This is a genomic window from Streptomyces sp. NBC_00536 (genome assembly GCF_036346295.1).
In the GTDB taxonomy this organism is placed as follows: domain Bacteria; phylum Actinomycetota; class Actinomycetes; order Streptomycetales; family Streptomycetaceae; genus Streptomyces.
In genome coordinates this window covers 4,191,099-4,211,621 of sequence record NZ_CP107819.1, presented here as the reverse complement: position 1 = coordinate 4,211,621, position 20,523 = coordinate 4,191,099, and the positions used below count along the sequence as shown (strand labels likewise).

Genomic DNA, 20,523 nt, shown 5'->3' with positions numbered 1-20,523 from the left:
GCTCGGTCGCGGCGCCCCCGGAGGGTATCCCGTCGGTTCCCCATCTGGCCGATCTGGTGGGCGGAGCGTCCATGCGGTGCCTCGCTTCGAACATCTCGGTCGGTTTGCACGCGCCACGGATTTGAATCCGTGGTTCCGGGGTTCGCAGCATGCCAGCCGACAGAGTGGGTTGCGGGGAAATGCGGAAAATCCGCAGTTCGAACCAGCCACCCGCTTAAGATGCCGCGACGTCCGGGAGGAGCGCCTCAGCGAGCCGATAGGCCGCCCGCAGGTCCCGGCCCTCGTACACATGCGTCGCGAGGGCCGCCACGTGGGGCCGCGCGTTGACCGCCACCGAGACCGGCAGCGCCCCGAACAGCACCGCATCGGTCATCGAGTCCCCGTAGACGACACAGTCGCTCCGGCTCACCCCGAACCGCTCACAGAGCCGGTCCGCCACCTCCAGCTTGCCCTCCGGGGTCAGGATCCCCGCCACGTCCACGGGGCGGGTGAACGGCACCTCCGGGAAGACCGAGCCGTGGGCCGCGTGCGCACCCCACTCCAGCAGGAGTTCCACGAAGAACGACGGCGACAGGGAGACCACCGCGCAGTAGTCCCCGCGCTCCCGGATCTCCTGCCACACCTCACGGATGCCCTCGATCCACGGCGCCCCGTCGAACGCCGCCCGGACGTGCGCGGGTGTCAGCTCCGCCCACAGCGCGCGCACCCCTGCGGCGAAGTCCGGCGGCCCGATCTCCCGCGCGCCGAAGGCCCGCTCCAGCTCGGCGATCTCGGCATCCAGACCGAGCTGCCGCGAGATCTCGATCGGAGCCGCGGAGCCGAACATGAGCGTGCCGTCGAGGTCGAAGAGGTGCAGACGCGTCATGAGAGCCGAGGCTAGCCCGTCGGTTTCACGTGAAACAGCGCGTTTCACGTGAAACAACGGCCGGTTTCACGTGAAACATCCGCCGCCAAAACCCCTGGACGCCCCCCAGCCGGTGATCCAGGCTGGGCCGGTGACACCACCACAGCTCATCGATCCACAGATCCGCGCACTGAGCCTGGACGATCTCCAGCACTGCGCCGACCTCTCCCAAGACCGCGGCTGGCCGCGTGAGGACCACAAGTGGGGCCTGCTCCTCGCCGCCGGAAACGGGTACGGAGTCGACGCCCCCGACGGGCAGGGCCTCGCGGCCGCGTGCGTCGTCACCCGGTACGGGCAGACGCACGACACAACGGAACTGGCCGCCATCGGCATGGTCCTCGTCGCCGAGCGGTACTCCCGCCAGGGCCTGGGCCGCCGACTGATGGCGTACGTCTGCGACGACGTCCTCAAGGGCATCCCGCTCACCCTCAACGCCACCCCGTACGGCCGCCCCCTCTACGAGGAACTCGGCTTCGCCACCACGGGCCGGGGCGAGATGCTCAAGGGCAGCTTCCGGCCGGACCCCTCGGTTCCCGGAACGGATGCCCTCCCCGTCCGCCCGGCCACCGCGGAGGACCTCCCGCGGATCCTGCGGCTGGACGCGGAGGTGTTCGGTACCGACCGGACCCACATCATCGCCCGGCTGCCCGCCTTCGCGGACCGGCTGGTCGTCGCCGAGGACCACGCCGGCGACCTCGTCGGATACGCCGCCATCTGGCCCAACATGGAAACCCATGTCATCGGCCCGCTGATCGCGCGCGACACCTCCGGGGCCCAGGCGCTCGTCACGGCCCTCGCGGCGACCACCGAGCGGCCCCTGCGTACGGACGTCGACGTACGCCACGAGGAACTGCGCGACTGGCTCAAGGACCGCGGGCTCGAATCGATCACCTTCAACACCGTCATGACCCGGGACCTCGCGGACCTGCCCGGAGACTGGACCCGCCGGTGGGCCCCGCTCACCGTGGCCGCGGGCTGAGAAAGGAACGCTCCCCCATGACCGACCTGCCCCGGCTGGACATCCGGCCCGCCACCGAGGCCGACCTGCCCGACATCGTCGCGATGCTCGCCGACGACCCGCTCGGCGCCACCCGGGAGTCCCCGGACGACCTCACTCCGTACGTCGCGGCCCTCAAGCGGCTCATCGACGACCCGAACCAGCACGTCGTCGTCGCCGTCCGCGGGGACCGGGTGGTCGGCACCCTCCAGCTGACCGTCATCCCGGGCCTGTCCCGCAAGGGCTCCACCCGTTCCGTCATCGAAGGCGTCCGTGTGCACGCCGACGAACGCGGCGGCGGACTGGGCACCCGCTTCATCGAATGGGCGATCGAAAAGTCCCGGGCGGAGAACTGCCAGTTGGTACAGCTCACCTCCGATGTCACCCGTACCGATGCCCACCGGTTCTACGAGCGGCTCGGCTTCGCCGCCTCCCACGTCGGCTTCAAGTACCAGCTCTGACGGCACCGCCGGAACACGCGCGATGGCCGGGTCACTGTCGGTGGCCCGGCCTACCATCCCGAGGATGAGCCGCAGCCTCCCTCTCGTCACCACCGCCGACCGCCGTCACCGGCTCGGCCGTCGGCACTGCCTCGCACCCTCCGCCCGCGCCGCCACGGTGCCCCGGGCGGCGGACGCCGTGGTGGCCCTGCACGCCACGGACGCCGCGACCGTCTTCCTCTCGGCCCGCGCCCGCCTCGTCGACGGCGCGCCCGAGGCCATCGAGCGGGCCCTCTACGAGGACGTGAGCCTCGTCCGGCTGCTCAGCATGCGCAACACCCTCTTCGCCGTCTCCAGGGAGTTCGCCCCCTACGTCGATTCCTCCACCGCGCGGGCGATCGCCCTCAAGGAGCGGCGCAGCCTGCTCAAGCACCTCGCGGAGGACGGTCAGGGGCTGGACGCCGAGTGGCTCGGCCGGGCGGAGGCCTCGGCCCTCGACGCCCTGGATGCCAACGGGCCCTCGACCGGCAGTCAGCTCTCCGCGGCGGTGCCCGCCCTGCGCCAGAAGATCACCGTCGGACGCGGGAAGAAGTACGAGGCGCAGACCGGTGTGACCACCCGGGTGATCCGGCTGCTGGCCGCCGACGGGCGGATCCGCCGGGACCGGCCCCGCGGCTCCTGGACCTCCAGCCAGTTCCGCTGGGTGCACACCGAGCCCTGGACCCACGTCCCGGCCGCCGAGGCGCGCGCCGAGCTGGCCCGCCGCTGGCTGTACGCCTACGGACCGGCCACCGAGGCCGACCTCAAGTGGTGGACCGGATGGACCCTGACCGACGTGCGCAAGGCCCTCGCCGCCACCGGAACCGAAGAGGTCGCTCTCGAGGGCGGCGCCACCGCCCTCGTCGCGGCCGGGGACGCGGGACCCGAGACCCCGCCCGAGCCCTGGGCGGCCCTGCTGCCCGCCCTCGACCCCAGCGGCATGGGCTGGGCCGACCGCGGCTTCCAGCTCGACCCGGCCCACCGGGCCGCCCTCTTCGACTACGCCGGGAACATCGGTCCCACGGTGTGGTGGAACGGCGAGATCGTGGGCGGGTGGGCACAACGCGCCGACGGAGAGATCGTCTGGAAGCTGCTGGCCGACCGGGGCCGCGCCGCCGGGCGAGCGGTCGCCGCGGAGGCCGGGCGGCTCGCCCAGTGGGTGGGCGACGCACGCGTCACCCCGCGCTTTCGCACCCCACTGGAACGCGAACTCGTCGCCTGATCAGCCGACGCCCCGCCACCCCTGGGGGTCGACGCCCCCGGGGACCGGGGCGCCCGGATCGTAGGGCGCCCGGGTGAACACGAACGAGCCGATGTCCAAGTGGCTCACCGAACCGTCCTCGCGGCGCACCACCCGCAGGGTCTCGCCCGCGTGGTAGCCGCTCAGCCCGGTCCAGCTCCCGTCCCCGGCGGCCTGGAACCGGGCGGCCCGTCCGGTCGCCGCCACCGGTCCGAGCGCCATCGTCCCGTCCGCGTGCAGCCGGAGCAGGAACGGGGCCGTTCCCCAGTACCAGGGGCCGGTCAGCTCCAGGGCCACCTCATCGGCTTCCCGGAAGGGCTTCCACGGCTCCGGGATCCGCGGTTCCGCCTCGGCCACGATGCCGAGCAGTTCGGCGGCCAGCTGGGCGACCGCGAGGCCTGAGGTGCAGTTCGCCAGGGCGACCGTGGCGAGGTCGTCCGTCTCGCTCAGCCACACGCACGCGACGAACCCCGGCAGTGAGCCCGTGTGCCCGGCCAGGGACCGCCCGCCGGAGGTCATCAGCTGCATGCCCAGCCCGTACCCGCCGTCCGCGACGCCCGGTTCGGGCGGCGAGGCCGCCGTGCGCATCTCGCGCACCGTCTCCGCGGCCAGTACCCGCTCGTCGCCGCGGGTGAGGAAGACCGCGAAGCGGGCCAGGTCACGGGTCGTGGACCAGAGCTGACCGGCCGGTGCCATGAGCCCCAGGTCCTCCAGCGGCTCCGGCATCATCACGTCGGCCCAGGGGTGGACGGCCCAGCCGCCCGCGTGCGGGGCCTGCGGCAGCACGCTGGTCCGCTCCAGCCCCAGCGGCTCCAGCACCTCGGCCCGGAGCACCTCGGCCCACGGCTTCCCGCGGACCGCCTCCACGAGCGAACCCAGCAGGGTGTAGCCGGGGTTGGAGTAGTGGTGCCGCCGCCCGGGCTCGTGCCGGAACGGCTCCTCGCCCAGTACGTCCGCCAGCTCGGGACGCAGCGCGCCCGGGGTGCGCTCCCACCACGGCCCGGGCGTCTCCGCCGCGAGTCCGCCCGTGTGGGCGAGCAGCTGAGCGATGGTCACCTCGCCGGCGCCGGTGCCGGGAAGGTGCTTCTCCAGCGGGTCCTCAAGGCTCAGAAGACCCTCGTCCCGCAGCCTCAGCACGAGCACGGCGGTGAAGGTCTTGCTGATCGAACCCACCCGGTACTGCACGTCACCGTCCGGGCCGTGCCCGTCCACGCAGCTGCGGGTGCCCTCCCAGACGATCTCGCCGCCGCGGACCACGGCGGCCACGATCGACGGCGCCCGTCCCTCGCGTTGCGCCACGGCGAGCCGGTGCAGCAGTGCCCGCCTGGTCGAGGGGAGCAACTCCCGGTCTTCGGCCGTACCCGCTGCGTCTGATGTGTCTGCTGTGTCTGCGGAACTCATGCTCCGACTCTAGGTGTTGGCCATGTCCACGAACCGCGAATAATGGCCCTGGAAAGCGACCGTGATCGTCGCCGTCGGGCCGTTTCGGTGCTTGGCCACGATCAGGTCCGCCTCACCGGCGCGGGGCGACTCCTTCTCGTAGGCGTCCTCGCGGTGGAGCAGGATCACCATGTCGGCGTCCTGCTCGATGGAACCGGACTCTCGCAGGTCGGAGACCATCGGCTTCTTGTCGGTGCGCTGTTCGGGACCACGGTTCAGCTGGGACAGCGCGATCACCGGGACCTCCAGCTCCTTCGCGAGCAGCTTGAGGTTTCGGGACATGTCCGAGACCTCCTGCTGACGGCTCTCGGGCCGCCGGGAGCCACCGGACTGCATCAGCTGCAGGTAGTCGATGACGACGAGAGACAGATCGTTTCGCTGCTTGAGCCGACGGCACTTCGCGCGGATCTCCATCATCGACAGGTTGGGGGAGTCGTCGATGTAGAGCGGCGCGGCGGAGACGTCCGGCATCCGGCGGGCCAGCCGGGTCCAGTCGTCGTCCGTCATGGTGCCCGAGCGCATGTGGTGCAGCGCCACCCGCGCCTCCGCGGAGAGCAGGCGCATGGCGATCTCGTTACGTCCCATTTCGAGGGAGAAGATCACGCTGGGCAGGTTGGCCTTGATGGAGCAGGCGCGGGCGAAGTCCAGGGCCAGGGTCGACTTGCCCATGGCGGGACGGGCCGCGATGACGATCATCTGGCCCGGGTGCAGACCGTTCGTCAGCGAGTCGAGGTCCGTGAAGCCGGTCGGCACACCGGACATCTGGCCGCTGCGCGAGCCGATGGCCTCGATCTCGTCGAGCGCGCCCTCCATGATGTCGCCGAGCGGGAGGTAGTCCTCGGAGGTCCGCTGCTCGGTGACGGCGTAGATCTCGGCCTGGGCGCTGTTGACGATCTCGTCGACGTCGCCGTCCGCCGCATAGCCCATCTGTGTGATCTTCGTACCCGCCGCGACCAGCCGGCGCAGGACCGCCCGCTCGTGGACGATCTCCGCGTAGTACTCCGCGTTCGCCGCCGTCGGCACCGACTGGACCAGCGTGTGCAGGTACGACGCACCGCCGACCTTGCTGATCTCGCCGCGCCGGGTCAGCTCCGCGCCGACCGTGATCGGGTCGGCGGGCTCCCCCTTCGCGTACAGGTCGAGGATGGCCTGGTAGATCGTCTCGTGCGAGGGACGGTAGAAGTCATGGCCCTTGAGGACCTCGACCACGTCGGCGATCGCGTCCTTCGAGAGCAGCATGCCGCCGAGGACCGACTGCTCGGCGTCCAGGTCCTGGGGCGGGACCCGCTCGAAGCCGCCGCCTCCGCCGTCCCAGGAGCCGCCCTCGCGGCCCCGATCGTGCTGCTCGTCCCCGCGGCCGCGGCCTTCACTGTTACGGCGTGGACGGGCGGGCAGACGGTCACCTGGACCGCTGTCGGCCCAAGGGTCGTCCATGGGCTCGGGACTGCTCACCGGGCCGCCTCCTCCCGTCCGCAAAGCGGACCTTGCCGTGTCACTCTTTCTACGACACGGCTCTGACATTTGGGACACCCGGATCGGCTCTCGGCGCGTCGGGCAACGCACCACGGTAGAGCCGCTGACGACGTCAGCCAATCTTGTTATCCACAGGCTGTGTGGATGAGATGTGGATGACGAGCCGAATGCTGTGGGTAACTCACCTGAAGCTGTGTACGGACCGGGGGACGGTGCTGTGGACAAAATCACCTGACCCACCCCGTTACCCGTGCTGACCTGGCCTTTCGTCTTCCATGGCCTGTGGGGGAGAAAATTCTTCGCCACTGTCTCAAGATCGCCTCCAAAGGGGTGGGAAGAACGCCCAAGTCAGCGCGTCGGTAAGACTCCAATGGCCCTTGCGTCCATTACCTGTGGAAGATTAGATTGAGCACATGACACAGGCCACCGAGACACCGAAGGACGCCCCGAGACGGCACGACCGCGAGATCTTCGCCCTCGCCGTCCCCGCCTTCGGCGCCCTCGTCGCCGAACCCCTCTTCGTCATGGCCGACAGTGCCATCGTGGGGCACCTCGGCACCCCTCAGCTCGCCGGCCTCGGGGTCGCCGCCGCCCTCTTGACGACCGCGGTGAGCGTCTTCGTCTTCCTCGCCTACGCGACCACCGCTGCGGTCGCGCGCCGGGTCGGTGCGGGCGACCTCCAAGCGGCCATCCGGCAGGGCATGGACGGCATCTGGCTCGCCCTCCTGCTCGGCGCGGCCGTCGTCGCGATCGTGCTGCCCACGGCCCCCTGGCTGATCTCGCTCTTCGGCGCCTCCGACACCGTGACCCCGTACGCCGTCACCTACCTGCGCATCTCCGCCCTCGGCATCCCGGCCATGCTCGTCGTCCTGGCCGCCACCGGGGTGATCCGCGGGCTCCAGGACACGCGCACCCCCCTGTACGTCGCCATCGGCGGCTTCGCCCTCAACGGGGGCCTGAACGTGGCCCTGGTCTACGGGGCGGGCCTCGGCATCGCCGGTTCCGCCTGGGGCACGGTCATCGCCCAGTGCGCCATGGCCGCCGCCTACCTGATCGTCGTCGTCCGGGGCGCCCGCCGCCACCGGGCCTCCCTGCGCCCCGACGCCGCCGGCATCCGGGCCTGCGCACAAGCCGGAGTACCCCTGCTGGTGCGGACCCTGTCCCTGCGGGCCGTGCTGATGATCGCGACCGCCGTCGCGGCCCGGCTGGGCGATGCGGACATCGCCGCCCACCAGATCCTGCTCTCGCTGTGGAGCCTGCTCGCCTTCGCACTCGACGCCATCGCCATCGCCGGGCAGGCCATCATCGGCCGCTACCTGGGCGCGGGGGACAGCGAGGGCGCCAAGGCCGTGTGCCGCCGCATGGTGCAGTGGGGGATCGCCTCGGGGGTGGTCCTCGGGATCCTGGTCGTCGCGGCCCGGCCGCTCTTCGTACCGCTCTTCACCGGTGACCCCACGGTCAAGGACGCCCTGCTGCCCGCCCTGCTCGTCGTGGCCCTCTCCCAGCCGGTCTGCGGGATCGTCTTCGTCCTCGACGGAGTCCTGATGGGCGCGGGCGACGGCCGCTACCTCGCCGGAGCGATGGTCGTGACGCTGGCCGTCTTCACCCCGGCCGCCCTGCTCGTCCCCAGCATCGGCGGTGGCCTCACCACGCTCTGGTGGGCGATGACGCTGATGATGCTGGTCCGGATGGTCACGCTCCAGCTGCGGGCCCGCTCCGGCCGCTGGCTGGTCACGGGCGCCGCACGCTGACCGCGGTGCGCCGCCGATGTTTCACGTGAAACGGACTGTTTCACGTGAAACACGTGTTTCACGTGAAACGACGAAGGGCCGTACCCCGGGGGGTACGGCCCTTCGTGCGCGGCACTTAGGCGGCGACGACCTCGATGCCCAGGTTCGCGACGACCTCGGCGTGCAGACGCACGGAGACCTGGTACGAACCGAGGGTCTTGATCGGGGACGCCAGCTCAACGCGGCGCTTGTCGACCTTCGGACCACCGGAAGCCTCGATCGCCGTGGCGATGTCGGCCGGGGTCACGGAGCCGAAGAGGCGGCCGCTGTCACCCGAACGGGTGGCCAGACGCACCTTCACGCCCTCGAGCTTGGCCTTGAACTCGTTGGCCTGCTCGATGGTCGCGATCTCGTGGATCTTGCGGGCGCGGCGGATCTGCGCCACGTCCTTCTCGCCACCCTTGGTCCAGCGGATCGCGAAACCACGCGGGACCAGGTAGTTGCGAGCGTAGCCGTCCTTGACGTCGACGACGTCGCCGGCAGTTCCGAGGCCAGAGACCTCGTGGGTCAGGATGATCTTCATTATTCGGTCACCCTTTCCTTATCGCGCGGTGGACGTGTAGGGCAGCAGTGCCATCTCACGGCTGTTCTTGACTGCCGTGGCGACGTCACGCTGGTGCTGCGTGCAGTTGCCGGTCACGCGGCGGGCACGGATCTTGCCGCGGTCGGAAATGAACTTCCGCAGCATGTTCGTGTCCTTGTAGTCCACGTACACGGTCTTGTCCTTGCAGAACGCGCAGACCTTCTTCTTAGGCTTGCGCACAGGCGGCTTCGCCATTGTGTCTCTCCTGTGTGATCAAGAAGTGGGGTAGAGCTGCCCTTAGAAGGGCGGCTCGTCCGAGTAGCCGCCGCCGGAGCCGCCGGAGCTTCCGCCCCAGCCGCCCCCGCCGCCGCCCTGCTGCGGCTGACCGCCGCCGGCCGGTGCGCTGGACGCCCACGGGTCGTCGGAGGGTGCTCCGCCGCCCTGCGGGCTCGCACTGGGGGCTCCGCCCCAGTTGCCACCGCCGCCGCCCTGCTGGCCGCCGCCACCGCCGCCGTAGCCACCCTGGCCGCCGCGACCCGTGGTCTTGGTGACCTTGGCCGTGGCGTTCTTCAGGCTGGGGCCGACTTCCTCGACGTCCAGCTCGTAGACCGTGCGCTTGACACCCTCACGGTCCTCGTAGGACCGCTGGCGCAGTCGGCCCTGAACGACGACACGCATGCCCCGCTGAAGGGACTCTGCGACGTTCTCGGCCGCCTGCCGCCACACCGAGCAGGTCAGGAACAGGCTTTCGCCGTCCTTCCACTCATTGGTCTGGCGGTCGAAGGTGCGGGGAGTGGACGCGACACGGAACTTCGCGACCGCCGCACCCGAGGGGGTGAAGCGCAGCTCGGGGTCGTCGACGAGATTGCCGACGACCGTGATGACGGTCTCGCCTGCCATGGATGAACCTCTCGGCGGGTTTTGCAGCTGGCTTGTGCTACTCGAATTCCCGATTACCGCTGAACTGGGAAGTTCAGTGGGTCTCGGGACGGAGGACCTTGGTCCGGAGGACCGACTCGTTCAGGTTCATCTGTCGGTCGAGCTCCTTGACGACCGCAGGCTCGGCCTGAAGGTCGATGACCGAGTAGATGCCCTCGGGCTTCTTCTTGATCTCGTAAGCGAGACGACGACGGCCCCAGGTGTCGACCTTCTCGACCTTTCCGTTGCCCTCACGGACGACAGAAAGGAAGTTCTCGATCAGCGGGGAGACAGCGCGCTCCTCGAGATCGGGGTCGAGGATGACCATCACTTCGTAGTGACGCATGTGGAACCCACCTCCTTTGGACTCAGCGGCCACGGTCGTTCCGTGGCAGGAGGGTCGTGATGCGTATCGGCACCGCGTCCGAGCGAACGGACACAGGTGCAGACCGTACAGAGTACCTGCTCACCTCCTTCCGGTTGAAATCCGGCACAAGGAGGCCACACTCTGTACTCATCGGGTGTGCTCGGTGCTATGCCCCCCGGCCTCTCCGGACGGCAGCGCCGCTGCACCGCTCTGCGTCAGCCAGGAGGTGCCTTCCGATGGCACAGGCAATGCGGCCCCAGTCGTCCATCTCGCTGTTCTCCACCGACGGCAAGCCCCACCCGCTGCAAGACACCCTTGTGGCGATCACTCTGATCCTCGGCATCGTGGCGTTCGTCACGGCGTTCTTCCACAATCTGCACCTGCTCAGCTCGTGGACCGGCCTGATCGGCATCCTCACCGGCGCCTACGGACAGTTCATCTCGGCCACGACACGCGAGCGCTTCGCACTGATCGTCGGCCTGGGAGCGGCCGCGGTCGGGTTCTATCTCGCCATGGCACACGGCGGGCTCTTCGGGTAGCCGGGCACCTCCGCGACAGGGCGCCGGCCGGCCTCCGGCCCGGACCGGGTCCGTCCCCCAGATGGGTGGCGCCCTTGTCGCAGTAGGCTTCGCGCCATAGCCAGCGAAGCCGCCTAGGAGACGCCCCGCATGAGCCTGTCCCTGAGGACCATCAGCCGAGAGCAGCATCTGGCATACCTCCAGAGCCTGCCCTCGGCGAGCCACTGCCAGGTTCCGGCGTGGGCCGACGTGAAGAACGAGTGGCGTTCGGAGAACCTCGGTTGGTTCGACAACACCGGTGAACTCGTCGGTGCAGCCCTGGTGTTGTACCGGCAGCTGCCCAAGGTCAAGAGGTACCTCGCGTACCTTCCCGAGGGCCCCGTCATCAACTGGTACGCCCCGAATCTGGAGGAATGGCTCCAGCCGATGCTGGCCCACCTCAAGCAGCAGGGCGCGTTCACCGTGAAGATGGGCCCGCCCGTCGTCATCCGCCGCTGGAACTCGACGGCCATCAAGGCCGGCATCCAGGACCCTGACGTCAAGCGCCTGCGGGACGTGGAGGCCTCGGTCATCGAGCCCCGCGCCTTCGAGGTGTCCGACAAGCTGCGCCGCATGGGCTGGCAGCAGGCCGAGGACGGCGGCGCCGGTTTCGGTGACGTCCAGCCGCGCTACGTCTTCCAGGTGCCGCTCGCCGAACGCTCCCTGGACGACGTCCTCAAGGGCTTCAACCAGCTGTGGCGCCGCAACATCAAGAAGGCCGAGAAGGCCGGCGTCGAGGTGGTCCAGGGCGGTTACGAGGACCTGCCCACCTGGCAGCACCTCTACGAGATCACCGCCGTGCGCGACAAGTTCCGCCCGCGCCCGCTCAGCTACTTCCAGCGTCAGTGGACGGCCCTCAACTCCGAGGACCCGAACCGGATGCGGCTGTACATCGCCACGCACGAGGGAGAGCCGCTGGCCGCCGCCACGATGCTCACCGTCGGCCAGCACGTCTGGTACTCGTACGGCGCCTCCGCCAACCACAAGCGCGAGGTCCGGCCGTCGAACGCGATGCAGTGGCGCATGCTGCGCGACGCGTACGCGCTCGGCGCGAGCGTGTACGACCTGCGCGGCATCAGCGACACCCTGGACGAGAACGACCACCTGTTCGGCCTGATCCAGTTCAAGGTCGGCACGGGCGGCGAGGCCGTCGAGTACGTCGGCGAGTGGGACTTCCCGCTCAACAAGATGCTGCACAAGGCGCTCGACATCTACATGTCCCGCCGCTGATCCCCACCCCACCCCCGCTGCACCGAGCAGTTCTTTTCTAGAGAGGTTCCGGACGGGCATGGCGCTCACGCTCTACGTCGACACCGCGCGCTGGCGTGCGCACCAGAAGCAGATCCAGGATCAGTTCCCCGGGCTGATCCCGGTCTGCAAGGGCAACGGCTACGGCTTCGGCCACGAGCGGCTGTGCGAGGAGGCGACCCGCATGGGCGCCGACATCCTGGCCGTGGGAACGACGTACGAGGCCGCCGCCATAAAGGATCTGTTCGGCGGGGACCTCCTGGTCCTGACCCCGTTCCGGCGGGGCGAGGAGCCGGTTCCGCTGCCCGACCGGGTCATCCGCTCGGTGTCCTCGGTGGACGGGGTGCGCGGCCTGGTCGGCGCCCGCGTCGTCATCGAGTGCATGAGTTCGATGCGCCGCCACGGGATCTCCGAACACGACCTGGGGCAGCTGCACTCGGCGATCGAGGACGTGCGGCTGGAGGGCTTCGCCCTGCACCTGCCGCTGGACCGCCCCGACGGCTCCGACGCCGTCGAGGAGGTCATCGCCTGGATGGACCGGCTGCGGGCGGCCAGGCTGCCGCTGCACACCATGTTCGTCAGCCACCTGCGGGCCGAGGAGCTGACGCGGCTGCGCCAGCAGTTCCCGCAGACCCGCTTCCGGGCGCGCATCGGCACCCGGCTGTGGCTGGGCGATCACGAGGCGACCCAGTACCGGGGCGCCGTACTGGACGTCACGCGGGTCTCCAAGGGCGACCGCTTCGGCTACCGCCAGCAGAAGGCCGCCTCGGACGGCTGGCTGGTCGTCGTGGCGGGCGGCACCTCCCACGGGGTGGGCCTGGAGGCCCCCAAGGCCCTGCACGGTGTGATGCCGCGCGCCAAGGGGGTCGCCCGGGCGGGACTGGCCACCGTGAACCGGAACCTGTCGCCGTTCGTGTGGGCGGGCAAGCAGCGCTGGTTCGCGGAGCCCCCGCACATGCAGGTGTCGATCCTGTTCGTGCCGTCCGACGCGACCGAGCCGCACGTGGGCGACGAACTGGTGGCCCACCTGCGGCACACCACGACCCAGTTCGACCGGGCGCTCGACGCCTGAGTCCCGGTGCGGGCGCCGGCCGGGCTCAGTCCCGGGTGGCGCCCCACTCGACCCGCTGTCCCTCCGAGGGCGTCGCATCCTGCGGCGCCCTCGTGGCGTGAGAGAGCGTGAACCGGTCCTCGGCCCCGTCCAGGACACCGCCGGAGGGGTCGTCCGAGCCGTCCTGGCGTACGACGTCCCGGTCGGGCAGCAGGACGTCCCGGACGATCACGGCGCAGAGGTAGAGGGTGCCGAGCAGGTGCGCGGCGATGGCCAGCTGGTAGCCCTCGACGGGCAGTCCCTGGTGCTTGTCGCCGCTGGTCGTGTAGGCGAGGTAGGACCAGATCCCAAGGAAGTACATGACCTCACAGGCCTGCCAGATCAGCATGTCGCGCCAGCGCGGCCGGGCGAGGGCGGCCAGCGGGATGAGCCACAGCACGTACTGCGGCGAATAGACCTTGTTGGCCAGGATGAAGGCGGCGACGACCAGGAACACCAGCTGGGCGTACCGGGGGCGGCGGGGAGCGGTGAGACCGAGCAGCCCGATGGCTCCGCAGAGCAGCAGGGTCAGGCCCGTCGCATAGGTGTTCGCGCCTTCGAGCGGGTTGCCGGAGCGCTGGGAGATCAGCAGCCACACCGACCCGAAGTCGATCGGCCGCTCCTGGCTGAAGGTGTAGAACTTCGACCAGCCGTCCCACGCGTAGAGCATGACGGGCAGGTTCACCACGAGCCAGGACGCGACCGCGCCGAGGGTCGCCAGCCCGAAGGCACGCCACTTGCCGGCCCGCCAGCACAGGACGAACAACGGGCCCAGCAGCAGCACGGGATAGAGCTTGGCGGCGGTGGCCAGGCCGATCAGGATGCCGAAGGCCAGGGCCCGGCCGCGGGACCACATGAGCATCCCGGCGGCGGTCAGCGCGATGGCCAGCAGGTCCCAGTTGATCGTGGCGGTCAGTGCGAAGGCGGGCGCGAGGGCGAAGAGCAGGGCGTCCCAGGGGCGGCGGCGGTGCGTACGGGCGACACAGACGGCGATGACCGCGGCGCAGGCCATCAGCATGCCCGCGTTGACCATCCAGTACATCTGCTCGCGGTGCTGCATGGAGCCGCCCGTGGGCGTGAGCCACGACGCGACCTGCATGAAGAGCCCGGTGAGCACGGGGTACTCCAGGTACTGCATGTCGCCGGTGAGCCGGTCGAAGTACGGCGTCAGACCGTCGGCGAAGCCGCGCACGACGTACAGGTGCGGGATGTCCGAGTAGCAGGCGTGGGTGTACTGCGAGCCCGCGCCGCGGAACCACGCCCAGTCGTAGCAGGGCAGCTTCTGCACCATGCCGAGCGCGAACATGCCGATCGCGACCAGGACGATGACGCGCACCGGGTTCAGCCAATGGCCGCCGAGCCGTGCGTACCTGCCCATCGGCCCGCCGATCAGCTCACTGCCGGCCGCCGCGACCTCGTCCTGCTGGGTGGGCAGTACGGGGCGGTCCTCGTGCACCTTCGTCATGCGCTCATCCTGCCGTACGGGGCTGTGTACGTGCCGGGGGCCGCCGCATCGGAATGCGACGGCCCCCGGAGGATGGAACGGGGCGGATCAGCCGCCGGCGGGATCGGCGCCCGCGGGTCCCCAGAAGCTGCTGCCCGGCCGGCCCGGCTTGCTCTTGGTCGGGCTGGGCATTCCGGTGGGCGTGCCGCTCGGATCCGGGTCGCAGTACAGCTTCCACGGGTTGCAGCTGGGCTTGCCGCCCCGGCTCGGGGACGGGGAGACCGTCGGCGACGGCGAGATCTCCGAAGACGGTGACACGGACGGCGAGGGCGAGGGCGGCGGAGTGGGCGTGGGCGTGGGAGCGCCCGCGGCGTCCGCCTTCACTCCGATGTCCTCGGCCTCCGGGAAGTCCTTCTCCGGGGAGCCCTTGAGCGCGGCCTTCATGTACTCGGTCCAGATCACCGCGGGGATGTCACCACCGTGGATGGAGTCGACGCCGCCCACCCGGTTCATGGACATGAGCTTCTTGTCCGCCGAATTCGGGTCGTTGCGGAACAGGGTCACGGCGGTCGACAGCTGCGGGGTGTAGCCGACGAACCAGGCCGACTTGTTCTGGTCGGTGGTGCCGGTCTTGCCCGCGGCGGGGCGGCCCAGCTTCTTGGCCTTGGTGCCGGTGCCGTTCTCCACGACGTTGCGCAGCACCTTGGTGATGTTGTCGGCGATGGAGTTGTCCATGGCCCGCTGGGCCTTGGGCGCCTCGAAGCCGGACAGTTCCTTGCCGTCCTTGAGCACCTTGGTGACCGAGAAGGGCTCGTGGTGGGTGCCGGAGTCGGCGAAGGTCCCGTAGGCATCGGCCATGCGAATGGCCGACGGGGTCGAGGTGCCGAGGGCGAACGACGCGTTGTCGGTCGGGTCCATCGACTCCTTGAGGATGCCGGAGGCCTCGGCCACGCTGCGCACCTTGTCGTGGCCGACGTCGAAGACGAGCTGCGCGAACGGCGTGTTGATGGACTTCTCCATCGCCTCGTTGAGGGTCACGTAGCCGTACTGGGTGGGGCTCTCGTTCTTCTGCTGGAAGGGCTTCCCGTCGGCGGAGCGCAGCGGCTTGCCGTCACGGTTGTTGATCACCGCGAGGTCGTTGCCGTTGTACTTGCTCTCGACGGAAAGGCCCTCGCCGTGCGAGTTCTGGGTGCCGTACTCCAGCGCCGCGGCCAGCACGAACGGCTTCCAGGTGGAGCCGACCGGGACGCCGATGGTGTTGGCGTTGTTGGTGAAGTGCTTCTGGTCCCAGCCGGGCCCGCCGTAGAGGGCCACCAGCGCGCCGGTCTTCACGTCCACGGAGGCCGCGCCGAACTGTACGAACGTGTCGTAGTCGGGCCGCGCCTTCTCGTCCAGGAACCCGTTGCGGGTGTCCTCGACGGCCTTGACCAGCGCGTCCACCTTGGGCTTCTGGAAGGTGGTGGTGATCTGGTAGCCGCCGAGAGCCATCTGTTCGGCGGTGAGGCCCTTGGCCTTCATCACGTACTGCTTGGCCGTTTCGACCAGGTAGCCGGTCTGGCCGCCGAGCGAACGCGCCTGCGCGGAGTCGACCAGCTTGGGGAACTCGCGGTACTTGTCCCGCTCGGCCTGGTCCATCCGGCCCACGGCGACCTCGCGGTCCAGCACCCAGGCCCAGCGGCTCATGGCGCGCTTGGTGTTGGCCTCGGGGGTGGCCGCGGATCCGATGCCGCCGTCCGGGTTGTAGAGGTTGGGGCCCTTGAGCACGGAGGCGAGGAACGCGCCCTCGGAGGGGGTCAGCTTGTCGCAGTCCTTGTTGAAGTACGCCCGGGAGGCGGCCTGGATGCCGTAGGCGTCCCGGCCGTAGTACGCCGTGTTCAGATAGCCCGCGAGGATCGTGTCCTTCTCCGCGGTGACACCCAGTTTTATCGAGATGAACAGCTCCGTGACCTTCCGCTTGAGCGTCTGGTCGGAGTCCAGGAAGGTGTTCTTCACGTACTGCTGGGTGATGGTGGAGCCGCCCTGGGTCGAACCGCCCTTGGCCATGTTGACCACGGCGCGGGCGATGCCCATGGGGTCGACGCCCTTGTCGGTCTCGAAGGACTCGTTCTCCGCCGAGATCACGGCGTTCTGCATCGACCGCGGGATCTTGTCGATGGGCACGATCTGCCGGTTGGTCGAACCGCCGGTCGCGACCATCTGGGTGCCGTCGGCCCAGTAGAAGACGTTGTTCTGGGCCTCGGCGGCCTTGTTCGCGTCGGGGGTGCCCACCATCGCGATGCCGATGCCCGACCCGGCCGTGATGATGGCGAAGAAGCCCAGGGCCGTGCCCCCGACGAGCTTCCAGGAGGGCAGGAAGCGCTTCCAGCCCTGTCTGTCGGACCTCGGGTAGTTGATGAGCCGCTTGTCCTTGCGGCCCGGGCCCTTGCCGCCGCGGCCCCCGCCGGTGCCACGGGTGCCCCTGCGGGCTCCGGCACGGCTGTCGGGGTCCGGCTGTCCCGCGTACGGGCCACCGGGTGATGCGGTGGGGGCGTCCCGCCCGGGCGTGACGCCCCGGCCGGGTCGCTGCTGGGCCCGGCGGGCCGCAGCGCGTCCACCGCCTTGCTGCTGCGGCGGTTTGCGGCGGTGCTCGCTCATCGAACGACTACTCCTCGGGCAGGCGAGTGGCCTGGAAGCGGCAGGCGTATTCCGGTTCCCCCGGCGCACAGACTACGCACGCTCAAAACCCAACCAGTGCCGAAGTTCACCCCAAATCAGGCAACTTGCCTCCCACGAATTGATGATGTGACGCCGGTCACCACGTCTCCCCTTGTCGTAACGGGCCGCCCGTTCTATCGTCTGGATGTATCGAGTCGATACATCAGCTCGGCATAAAGAACTCAGGGGCGAGGAGGAAGCAGGCGGATGAGCCGGCGCTCAGGCATTCTCGAGTTCGCTGTCCTCGGCCTGCTTCGCGAGTCCCCCATGCACGGCTATGAGCTGCGCAAACGGCTCAACACCTCGCTGGGGGTGTTCCGGGCGTTCAGCTACGGAACCCTCTATCCCTGCCTCAAGACGCTCGTCGCCAATGGGTGGTTGATCGAAGAACCGGGCAACGCCCTGGAAGACGCGGTCGCCGCTTCACTCGCAGGGCGCCGCGCCAAGATCGTCTACCGGTTGACGGCGGCGGGTAAGGAGCACTTCGAGGAGCTGCTCTCCCACACCGGCCCCGATACCTGGGAGGACGAGTCCTTCGCCGCCCGCTTCGCGTTCTTCGGCCAGACCGAACGGGACGTGCGCATGCGAGTGCTGGAGGGCCGCCGCAGCCGGCTGGAGGAGCGCCTGGAGAAGATGCGCACCTCGCTCGCCCGTACGCGGGAGCGCCTCGACGACTACACGCTTGAGCTGCAGCGGCACGGTATGGAATCCGTGGAGCGCGAAGTGCGCTGGCTGAACGAGCTGATCGAGAGCGAGCGGGCGGGACGGGATCGCAGACGACCCGGCTCGTCCGACGAAACTGCAAAATGAGGCCCTGCATTCGCAGGCCTCGTCCGAGAACAAACAGGGAGCAACCGGAATGGGTTCGGTTCGCGTAGCCATCGTCGGCGTAGGCAACTGCGCCGCCTCGCTGGTGCAGGGCGTCGAGTACTACAAGGACGCCGACCCGGCGGCCAAGGTCCCCGGCCTGATGCACGTCCAGTTCGGCGACTACCACGTCCGCGACGTCGAGTTTGTTGCCGCCTTCGACGTCGACGCGAAGAAGGTCGGCCTCGACCTTTCGGACGCCATCGGCGCCAGCGAGAACAACACGATCAAGATCTGCGACGTCCCCAACAAGGGCGTGACCGTTCAGCGCGGCCACACCCTGGACGGCCTGGGCAAGTACTACCGGATGACGATCGAGGAGTCCGCCGAGGCGCCGGTCGACATCGTCCAGGTCCTCAAGGACAAGCAGGTCGACGTTCTGGTCTGCTACCTGCCCGTCGGTTCCGAGGCCGCCGCGAAGTTCTACGCGCAGTGCGCCATCGACGCCAAGGTCGCGTTCGTCAACGCCCTTCCGGTCTTCATCGCCGGCACCAAGGAGTGGGCGGACAAGTTCACCGAGGCCGGTGTCCCGATCATCGGTGACGACATCAAGTCCCAGGTCGGCGCCACCATCACGCACCGCGTGATGGCGAAGCTGTTCGAAGACCGCGGTGTCCGTCTTGAGCGCACCATGCAGCTCAACGTCGGCGGCAACATGGACTTCAAGAACATGCTCGAGCGCGACCGCCTCGAGTCCAAGAAGATCTCGAAGACGCAGGCCGTCACCTCGCAGATCCCGGACCGCGAGCTGGGCGAGAAGAACGTCCACATCGGTCCGTCCGACTACGTCGCGTGGCTCGACGACCGCAAGTGGGCCTACGTCCGCCTTGAGGGCCGCGCCTTCGGTGACGTTCCGCTGAACCTCGAGTACAAGCTCGAGGTGTGGGACTCCCCGAACTCCGCCGGTGTCATCATCGACGCCGTGCGCGCCGCGAAGATCGCCAAGGACCGCGGCATCGGTGGCCCGATCCTGTCGGCTTCGAGCTACTTCATGAAGTCCCCGCCGGTGCAGTACTTCGACGACGAGGCCTACGCGAACGTCGAGAAGTTCATCAAGGGCGAGGTCGAGCGCTAAGCAGGACACAGCGCGATGTTCCAAGGGCTCCGGCACTTGGACTTCGACTGTTCTTCCGCGGAGGGTCCCCAGGCAATGTGCCCGGGGACCCTCCGCGTATGTGACCCTTGCCCACATGCCTGTCGTAGGTGATCTGCGCGTACTCCTGCGCCTGAGGGATTTCCGCAATCTGCTCGGCGTGCGACTGCTGTCCCAGGCCGCCGACGGCGTCTACCAGGTCGCACTCGCCACCTATGTGGTGTTCTCCCCGGAGAAGCAGGCCTCGCCCGCCGCCATCGCCTCGGCCATGGCCGTCCTGTTGCTGCCCTACTCGGCGATCGGTCCCTTCGCCGGAGTGCTGCTGGACCGCTGGCCCCGCCGTCAGGTCTTCCTCTACGGCAACCTGCTGCGGGCCTTCCTGGCCTGCGTCACCGGGATGCTGATCGTGGCGCAGGTCCCCGACTGGCTGTTCTACGCCTCCGCGCTCTCGGTGACCGCCGTCAACCGCTTCGTCCTGGCCGGGCTCTCGGCGTCTCTGCCCCGGGTCGTCGGCGCCGACCAGCTGGTGACCGCGAACGCCCTCTCTCCGACCGCCGGTACCCTCGCGGCCACCCTGGGCGGGGGCATGGCCTTCCTGGTGCGCCTGCTCGCCGCCGAGTCCAACGCCGTCGTCGTCCTGCTCGGCGCCGGGCTCTACCTGTGCGCGGCGCTTGTCTCCCTCCGGCTGGGGGTCCGCCTCCTCGGCCCCGACCACAGCCCCGCCCGCCAGTACCCGTCAGTGGCCGAGGGCGTGGCTCTGACCGTGCGGGGCATGGCCCAGGGGCTGCGGCACCTGTACGAACGCCGGGAGGCGGCGCAGGCGCTCACCGCGATGACCTTGATGCGCTTCTGCTACGGAGCGCTGACGGTGACCCTGCTGACCCTCTGCCGCTATGCCTGGTCGGACAACGAATCGGACGGCCTCGCCCTGCTGGGGGTGGCCGTCGGGGTTTCCGGCGCCGGGTTCTTCACGGCGGCCGTCATCACTCCCTGGCTGGTGGGACGGCTCGGCACCCGGGGCTGGATCACGCTCTGCGCGGCGATAGCGGCCGTTCTGGTGCCGAGCCTCGGTCTGTTCTTCGCGCCCGAGCCGATGCTGGCCGCCGCGTTCGTGCTGGGGATGGCCACGCAGGGAGCGAAGATCGCCACCGACACGGTCGTGCAGTCACAGGTGGACGACGCGTTCCGCGGCCGGATCTTCTCCGTCTATGACGTGCTCTTCAACGTCGCCTTCGTCGGAGCGGCCGCCGCGGCCTCGCTCGTCTTGCCCCTGGACGGGAAATCCGTCCCGCTGATCCTGGGCGTGGCCGCCCTCTACGCGCTGACCGCCATGTTGCTGTTCCGGCAGGGGCGACGTTTCACGTGAAACATCGCCCCTGACCGATCGCGCTCCCGCCGT

Annotated in this window: 19 protein-coding genes; 10 read left to right on the top strand and 9 right to left on the bottom strand. The window is 69.3% G+C overall.

Translation table 11 applies throughout. The features are described from left to right. Window positions 1-214 precede the first annotated feature (214 nt). Entirely contained in the window at window positions 215-865 is a 651-nt protein-coding gene (locus OHS33_RS18405) for an HAD family hydrolase (protein WP_330331515.1), read from the bottom strand. A 130-nt stretch (window positions 866-995) separates the two neighbouring features. Here OHS33_RS18405 and OHS33_RS18400 point away from each other — a divergent pair, with 130 nt between their 5' ends. The 3 genes from OHS33_RS18400 (at window position 996) to OHS33_RS18390 (ending at window position 3,602) form a co-directional block, all read left to right on the top strand. Then, window positions 996-1,883, top strand: coding sequence for a GNAT family N-acetyltransferase (locus OHS33_RS18400; RefSeq protein WP_330331514.1), 888 nt, complete (start codon window positions 996-998; stop codon window positions 1,881-1,883). A 26-nt stretch (window positions 1,884-1,909) separates the two neighbouring features. Continuing rightward, window positions 1,910-2,362, top strand: a complete 453-nt coding sequence (locus OHS33_RS18395) for a GNAT family N-acetyltransferase (RefSeq protein ID WP_330335091.1) — start codon at window positions 1,910-1,912, stop codon at window positions 2,360-2,362. Between the two features lie 64 nt (window positions 2,363-2,426). Continuing rightward, entirely contained in the window at window positions 2,427-3,602 is a 1,176-nt protein-coding gene (locus tag OHS33_RS18390) for a winged helix DNA-binding domain-containing protein (RefSeq protein ID WP_330331513.1), read from the top strand. Here the strand turns inward: OHS33_RS18390 and OHS33_RS18385 are convergent, their stop codons facing one another. Next, a complete protein-coding gene (locus tag OHS33_RS18385; protein ID WP_330331512.1) occupies window positions 3,603-5,021 on the bottom strand; it encodes a serine hydrolase domain-containing protein in 1,419 nt (472 codons plus the stop codon). A 9-nt stretch (window positions 5,022-5,030) separates the two neighbouring features. Further along, on the bottom strand, window positions 5,031-6,494 hold the full coding sequence (dnaB, locus tag OHS33_RS18380) for a replicative DNA helicase (RefSeq protein ID WP_330335090.1): 1,464 nt from the start codon (window positions 6,492-6,494) through the stop codon (window positions 5,031-5,033). A gap of 452 nt (window positions 6,495-6,946) precedes the next feature. On the opposite strand from dnaB, the gene OHS33_RS18375 reads away from it, so the two are divergent. After that, window positions 6,947-8,284 carry an MATE family efflux transporter gene (locus tag OHS33_RS18375; RefSeq protein ID WP_330331511.1) on the top strand — a complete coding sequence of 446 codons (1,338 nt, stop codon included), beginning with the start codon at window positions 6,947-6,949 and terminating at the stop codon, window positions 8,282-8,284. 115 nt (window positions 8,285-8,399) lie between these two features. Here the strand turns inward: OHS33_RS18375 and rplI are convergent, their stop codons facing one another. The 4 genes from rplI to rpsF form a co-directional block, all read right to left on the bottom strand. After that, window positions 8,400-8,846: a 50S ribosomal protein L9 gene (gene rplI / locus OHS33_RS18370; protein ID WP_330331510.1), complete on the bottom strand. Its 447-nt coding sequence runs from the start codon at window positions 8,844-8,846 to the stop codon at window positions 8,400-8,402. Window positions 8,847-8,864: 18 nt separating this feature from the next. Continuing rightward, a complete protein-coding gene (rpsR, locus tag OHS33_RS18365; protein WP_003956534.1) occupies window positions 8,865-9,101 on the bottom strand; it encodes a 30S ribosomal protein S18 in 237 nt (78 codons plus the stop codon). 42 nt (window positions 9,102-9,143) lie between these two features. After that, window positions 9,144-9,746, bottom strand: coding sequence for a single-stranded DNA-binding protein (locus tag OHS33_RS18360; RefSeq protein ID WP_330331509.1), 603 nt, complete (start codon window positions 9,744-9,746; stop codon window positions 9,144-9,146). A gap of 73 nt (window positions 9,747-9,819) precedes the next feature. Next, complete coding sequence (rpsF, locus tag OHS33_RS18355; protein WP_004950685.1) at window positions 9,820-10,110, bottom strand: 30S ribosomal protein S6; 291 nt, start codon at window positions 10,108-10,110, stop codon at window positions 9,820-9,822. A gap of 257 nt (window positions 10,111-10,367) precedes the next feature. Here rpsF and OHS33_RS18350 point away from each other — a divergent pair, with 257 nt between their 5' ends. The 3 genes from OHS33_RS18350 to OHS33_RS18340 all read left to right on the top strand — a co-directional run bounded on the left by OHS33_RS18350 (window position 10,368) and on the right by OHS33_RS18340 (window position 13,008). Further along, window positions 10,368-10,670 (top strand): hypothetical protein, encoded by a 303-nt coding sequence (locus OHS33_RS18350; protein WP_330331508.1) that lies wholly within the window; start codon window positions 10,368-10,370, stop codon window positions 10,668-10,670. A gap of 129 nt (window positions 10,671-10,799) precedes the next feature. Beyond that, the gene (locus OHS33_RS18345) at window positions 10,800-11,918 is read left to right on the top strand and encodes a lipid II:glycine glycyltransferase FemX (protein ID WP_330331507.1); all 1,119 of its coding nucleotides are present in this window, start codon (window positions 10,800-10,802) and stop codon (window positions 11,916-11,918) included. A 58-nt stretch (window positions 11,919-11,976) separates the two neighbouring features. Continuing rightward, window positions 11,977-13,008, top strand: a complete 1,032-nt coding sequence (locus OHS33_RS18340; protein WP_330331506.1) for an alanine racemase — start codon at window positions 11,977-11,979, stop codon at window positions 13,006-13,008. A gap of 25 nt (window positions 13,009-13,033) precedes the next feature. On the opposite strand, the gene OHS33_RS18335 is transcribed toward OHS33_RS18340, so the two are convergent. Next, the gene (locus OHS33_RS18335) at window positions 13,034-14,491 is read right to left on the bottom strand and encodes a glycosyltransferase family 87 protein (protein WP_330331505.1); all 1,458 of its coding nucleotides are present in this window, start codon (window positions 14,489-14,491) and stop codon (window positions 13,034-13,036) included. An 87-nt stretch (window positions 14,492-14,578) separates the two neighbouring features. After that, window positions 14,579-17,104, bottom strand: coding sequence for a transglycosylase domain-containing protein (locus OHS33_RS18330; RefSeq protein ID WP_330331504.1), 2,526 nt, complete (start codon window positions 17,102-17,104; stop codon window positions 14,579-14,581). A gap of 267 nt (window positions 17,105-17,371) precedes the next feature. On the opposite strand from OHS33_RS18330, the gene OHS33_RS18325 reads away from it, so the two are divergent. The 3 genes from OHS33_RS18325 to OHS33_RS18315 all read left to right on the top strand — a co-directional run bounded on the left by OHS33_RS18325 (window position 17,372) and on the right by OHS33_RS18315 (window position 20,490). After that, entirely contained in the window at window positions 17,372-17,974 is a 603-nt protein-coding gene (locus OHS33_RS18325; protein ID WP_330331503.1) for a PadR family transcriptional regulator, read from the top strand. A 49-nt stretch (window positions 17,975-18,023) separates the two neighbouring features. Further along, a complete protein-coding gene (locus tag OHS33_RS18320) occupies window positions 18,024-19,106 on the top strand; it encodes an inositol-3-phosphate synthase (protein ID WP_330331502.1) in 1,083 nt (360 codons plus the stop codon). A gap of 115 nt (window positions 19,107-19,221) precedes the next feature. Next, window positions 19,222-20,490: an MFS transporter gene (locus OHS33_RS18315; protein ID WP_330331501.1), complete on the top strand. Its 1,269-nt coding sequence runs from the start codon at window positions 19,222-19,224 to the stop codon at window positions 20,488-20,490. The last annotated feature ends 33 nt before the right edge of the window (window positions 20,491-20,523 follow it).

What these genes read in the sequence shown, in the direction of transcription:
- OHS33_RS18345 (WP_330331507.1), top strand. Translation starts at nt 10,800, where the DNA reads ATGAGCCTGTCCCTGAGGACCATCAGCCGAGAGCAGCATCTGGCATAC.
- OHS33_RS18335 (WP_330331505.1), bottom strand. Translation starts at nt 14,491, where the DNA reads ATGACGAAGGTGCACGAGGACCGCCCCGTACTGCCCACCCAGCAGGAC.
- rplI (WP_330331510.1), bottom strand. Translation starts at nt 8,846, where the DNA reads ATGAAGATCATCCTGACCCACGAGGTCTCTGGCCTCGGAACTGCCGGC.
- OHS33_RS18320 (WP_330331502.1), top strand. Translation starts at nt 18,024, where the DNA reads ATGGGTTCGGTTCGCGTAGCCATCGTCGGCGTAGGCAACTGCGCCGCC.
- OHS33_RS18390 (WP_330331513.1), top strand. Translation starts at nt 2,427, where the DNA reads ATGAGCCGCAGCCTCCCTCTCGTCACCACCGCCGACCGCCGTCACCGG.
- dnaB (WP_330335090.1), bottom strand. Translation starts at nt 6,494, where the DNA reads ATGGACGACCCTTGGGCCGACAGCGGTCCAGGTGACCGTCTGCCCGCC.
- OHS33_RS18385 (WP_330331512.1), bottom strand. Translation starts at nt 5,021, where the DNA reads ATGAGTTCCGCAGACACAGCAGACACATCAGACGCAGCGGGTACGGCC.
- OHS33_RS18375 (WP_330331511.1), top strand. Translation starts at nt 6,947, where the DNA reads ATGACACAGGCCACCGAGACACCGAAGGACGCCCCGAGACGGCACGAC.
- OHS33_RS18340 (WP_330331506.1), top strand. Translation starts at nt 11,977, where the DNA reads ATGGCGCTCACGCTCTACGTCGACACCGCGCGCTGGCGTGCGCACCAG.
- OHS33_RS18325 (WP_330331503.1), top strand. Translation starts at nt 17,372, where the DNA reads ATGAGCCGGCGCTCAGGCATTCTCGAGTTCGCTGTCCTCGGCCTGCTT.
- OHS33_RS18315 (WP_330331501.1), top strand. Translation starts at nt 19,222, where the DNA reads ATGCCTGTCGTAGGTGATCTGCGCGTACTCCTGCGCCTGAGGGATTTC.
- OHS33_RS18405 (WP_330331515.1), bottom strand. Translation starts at nt 865, where the DNA reads ATGACGCGTCTGCACCTCTTCGACCTCGACGGCACGCTCATGTTCGGC.
- rpsF (WP_004950685.1), bottom strand. Translation starts at nt 10,110, where the DNA reads ATGCGTCACTACGAAGTGATGGTCATCCTCGACCCCGATCTCGAGGAG.
- rpsR (WP_003956534.1), bottom strand. Translation starts at nt 9,101, where the DNA reads ATGGCGAAGCCGCCTGTGCGCAAGCCTAAGAAGAAGGTCTGCGCGTTC.
- OHS33_RS18360 (WP_330331509.1), bottom strand. Translation starts at nt 9,746, where the DNA reads ATGGCAGGCGAGACCGTCATCACGGTCGTCGGCAATCTCGTCGACGAC.
- OHS33_RS18330 (WP_330331504.1), bottom strand. Translation starts at nt 17,104, where the DNA reads ATGAGCGAGCACCGCCGCAAACCGCCGCAGCAGCAAGGCGGTGGACGC.
- OHS33_RS18350 (WP_330331508.1), top strand. Translation starts at nt 10,368, where the DNA reads ATGGCACAGGCAATGCGGCCCCAGTCGTCCATCTCGCTGTTCTCCACC.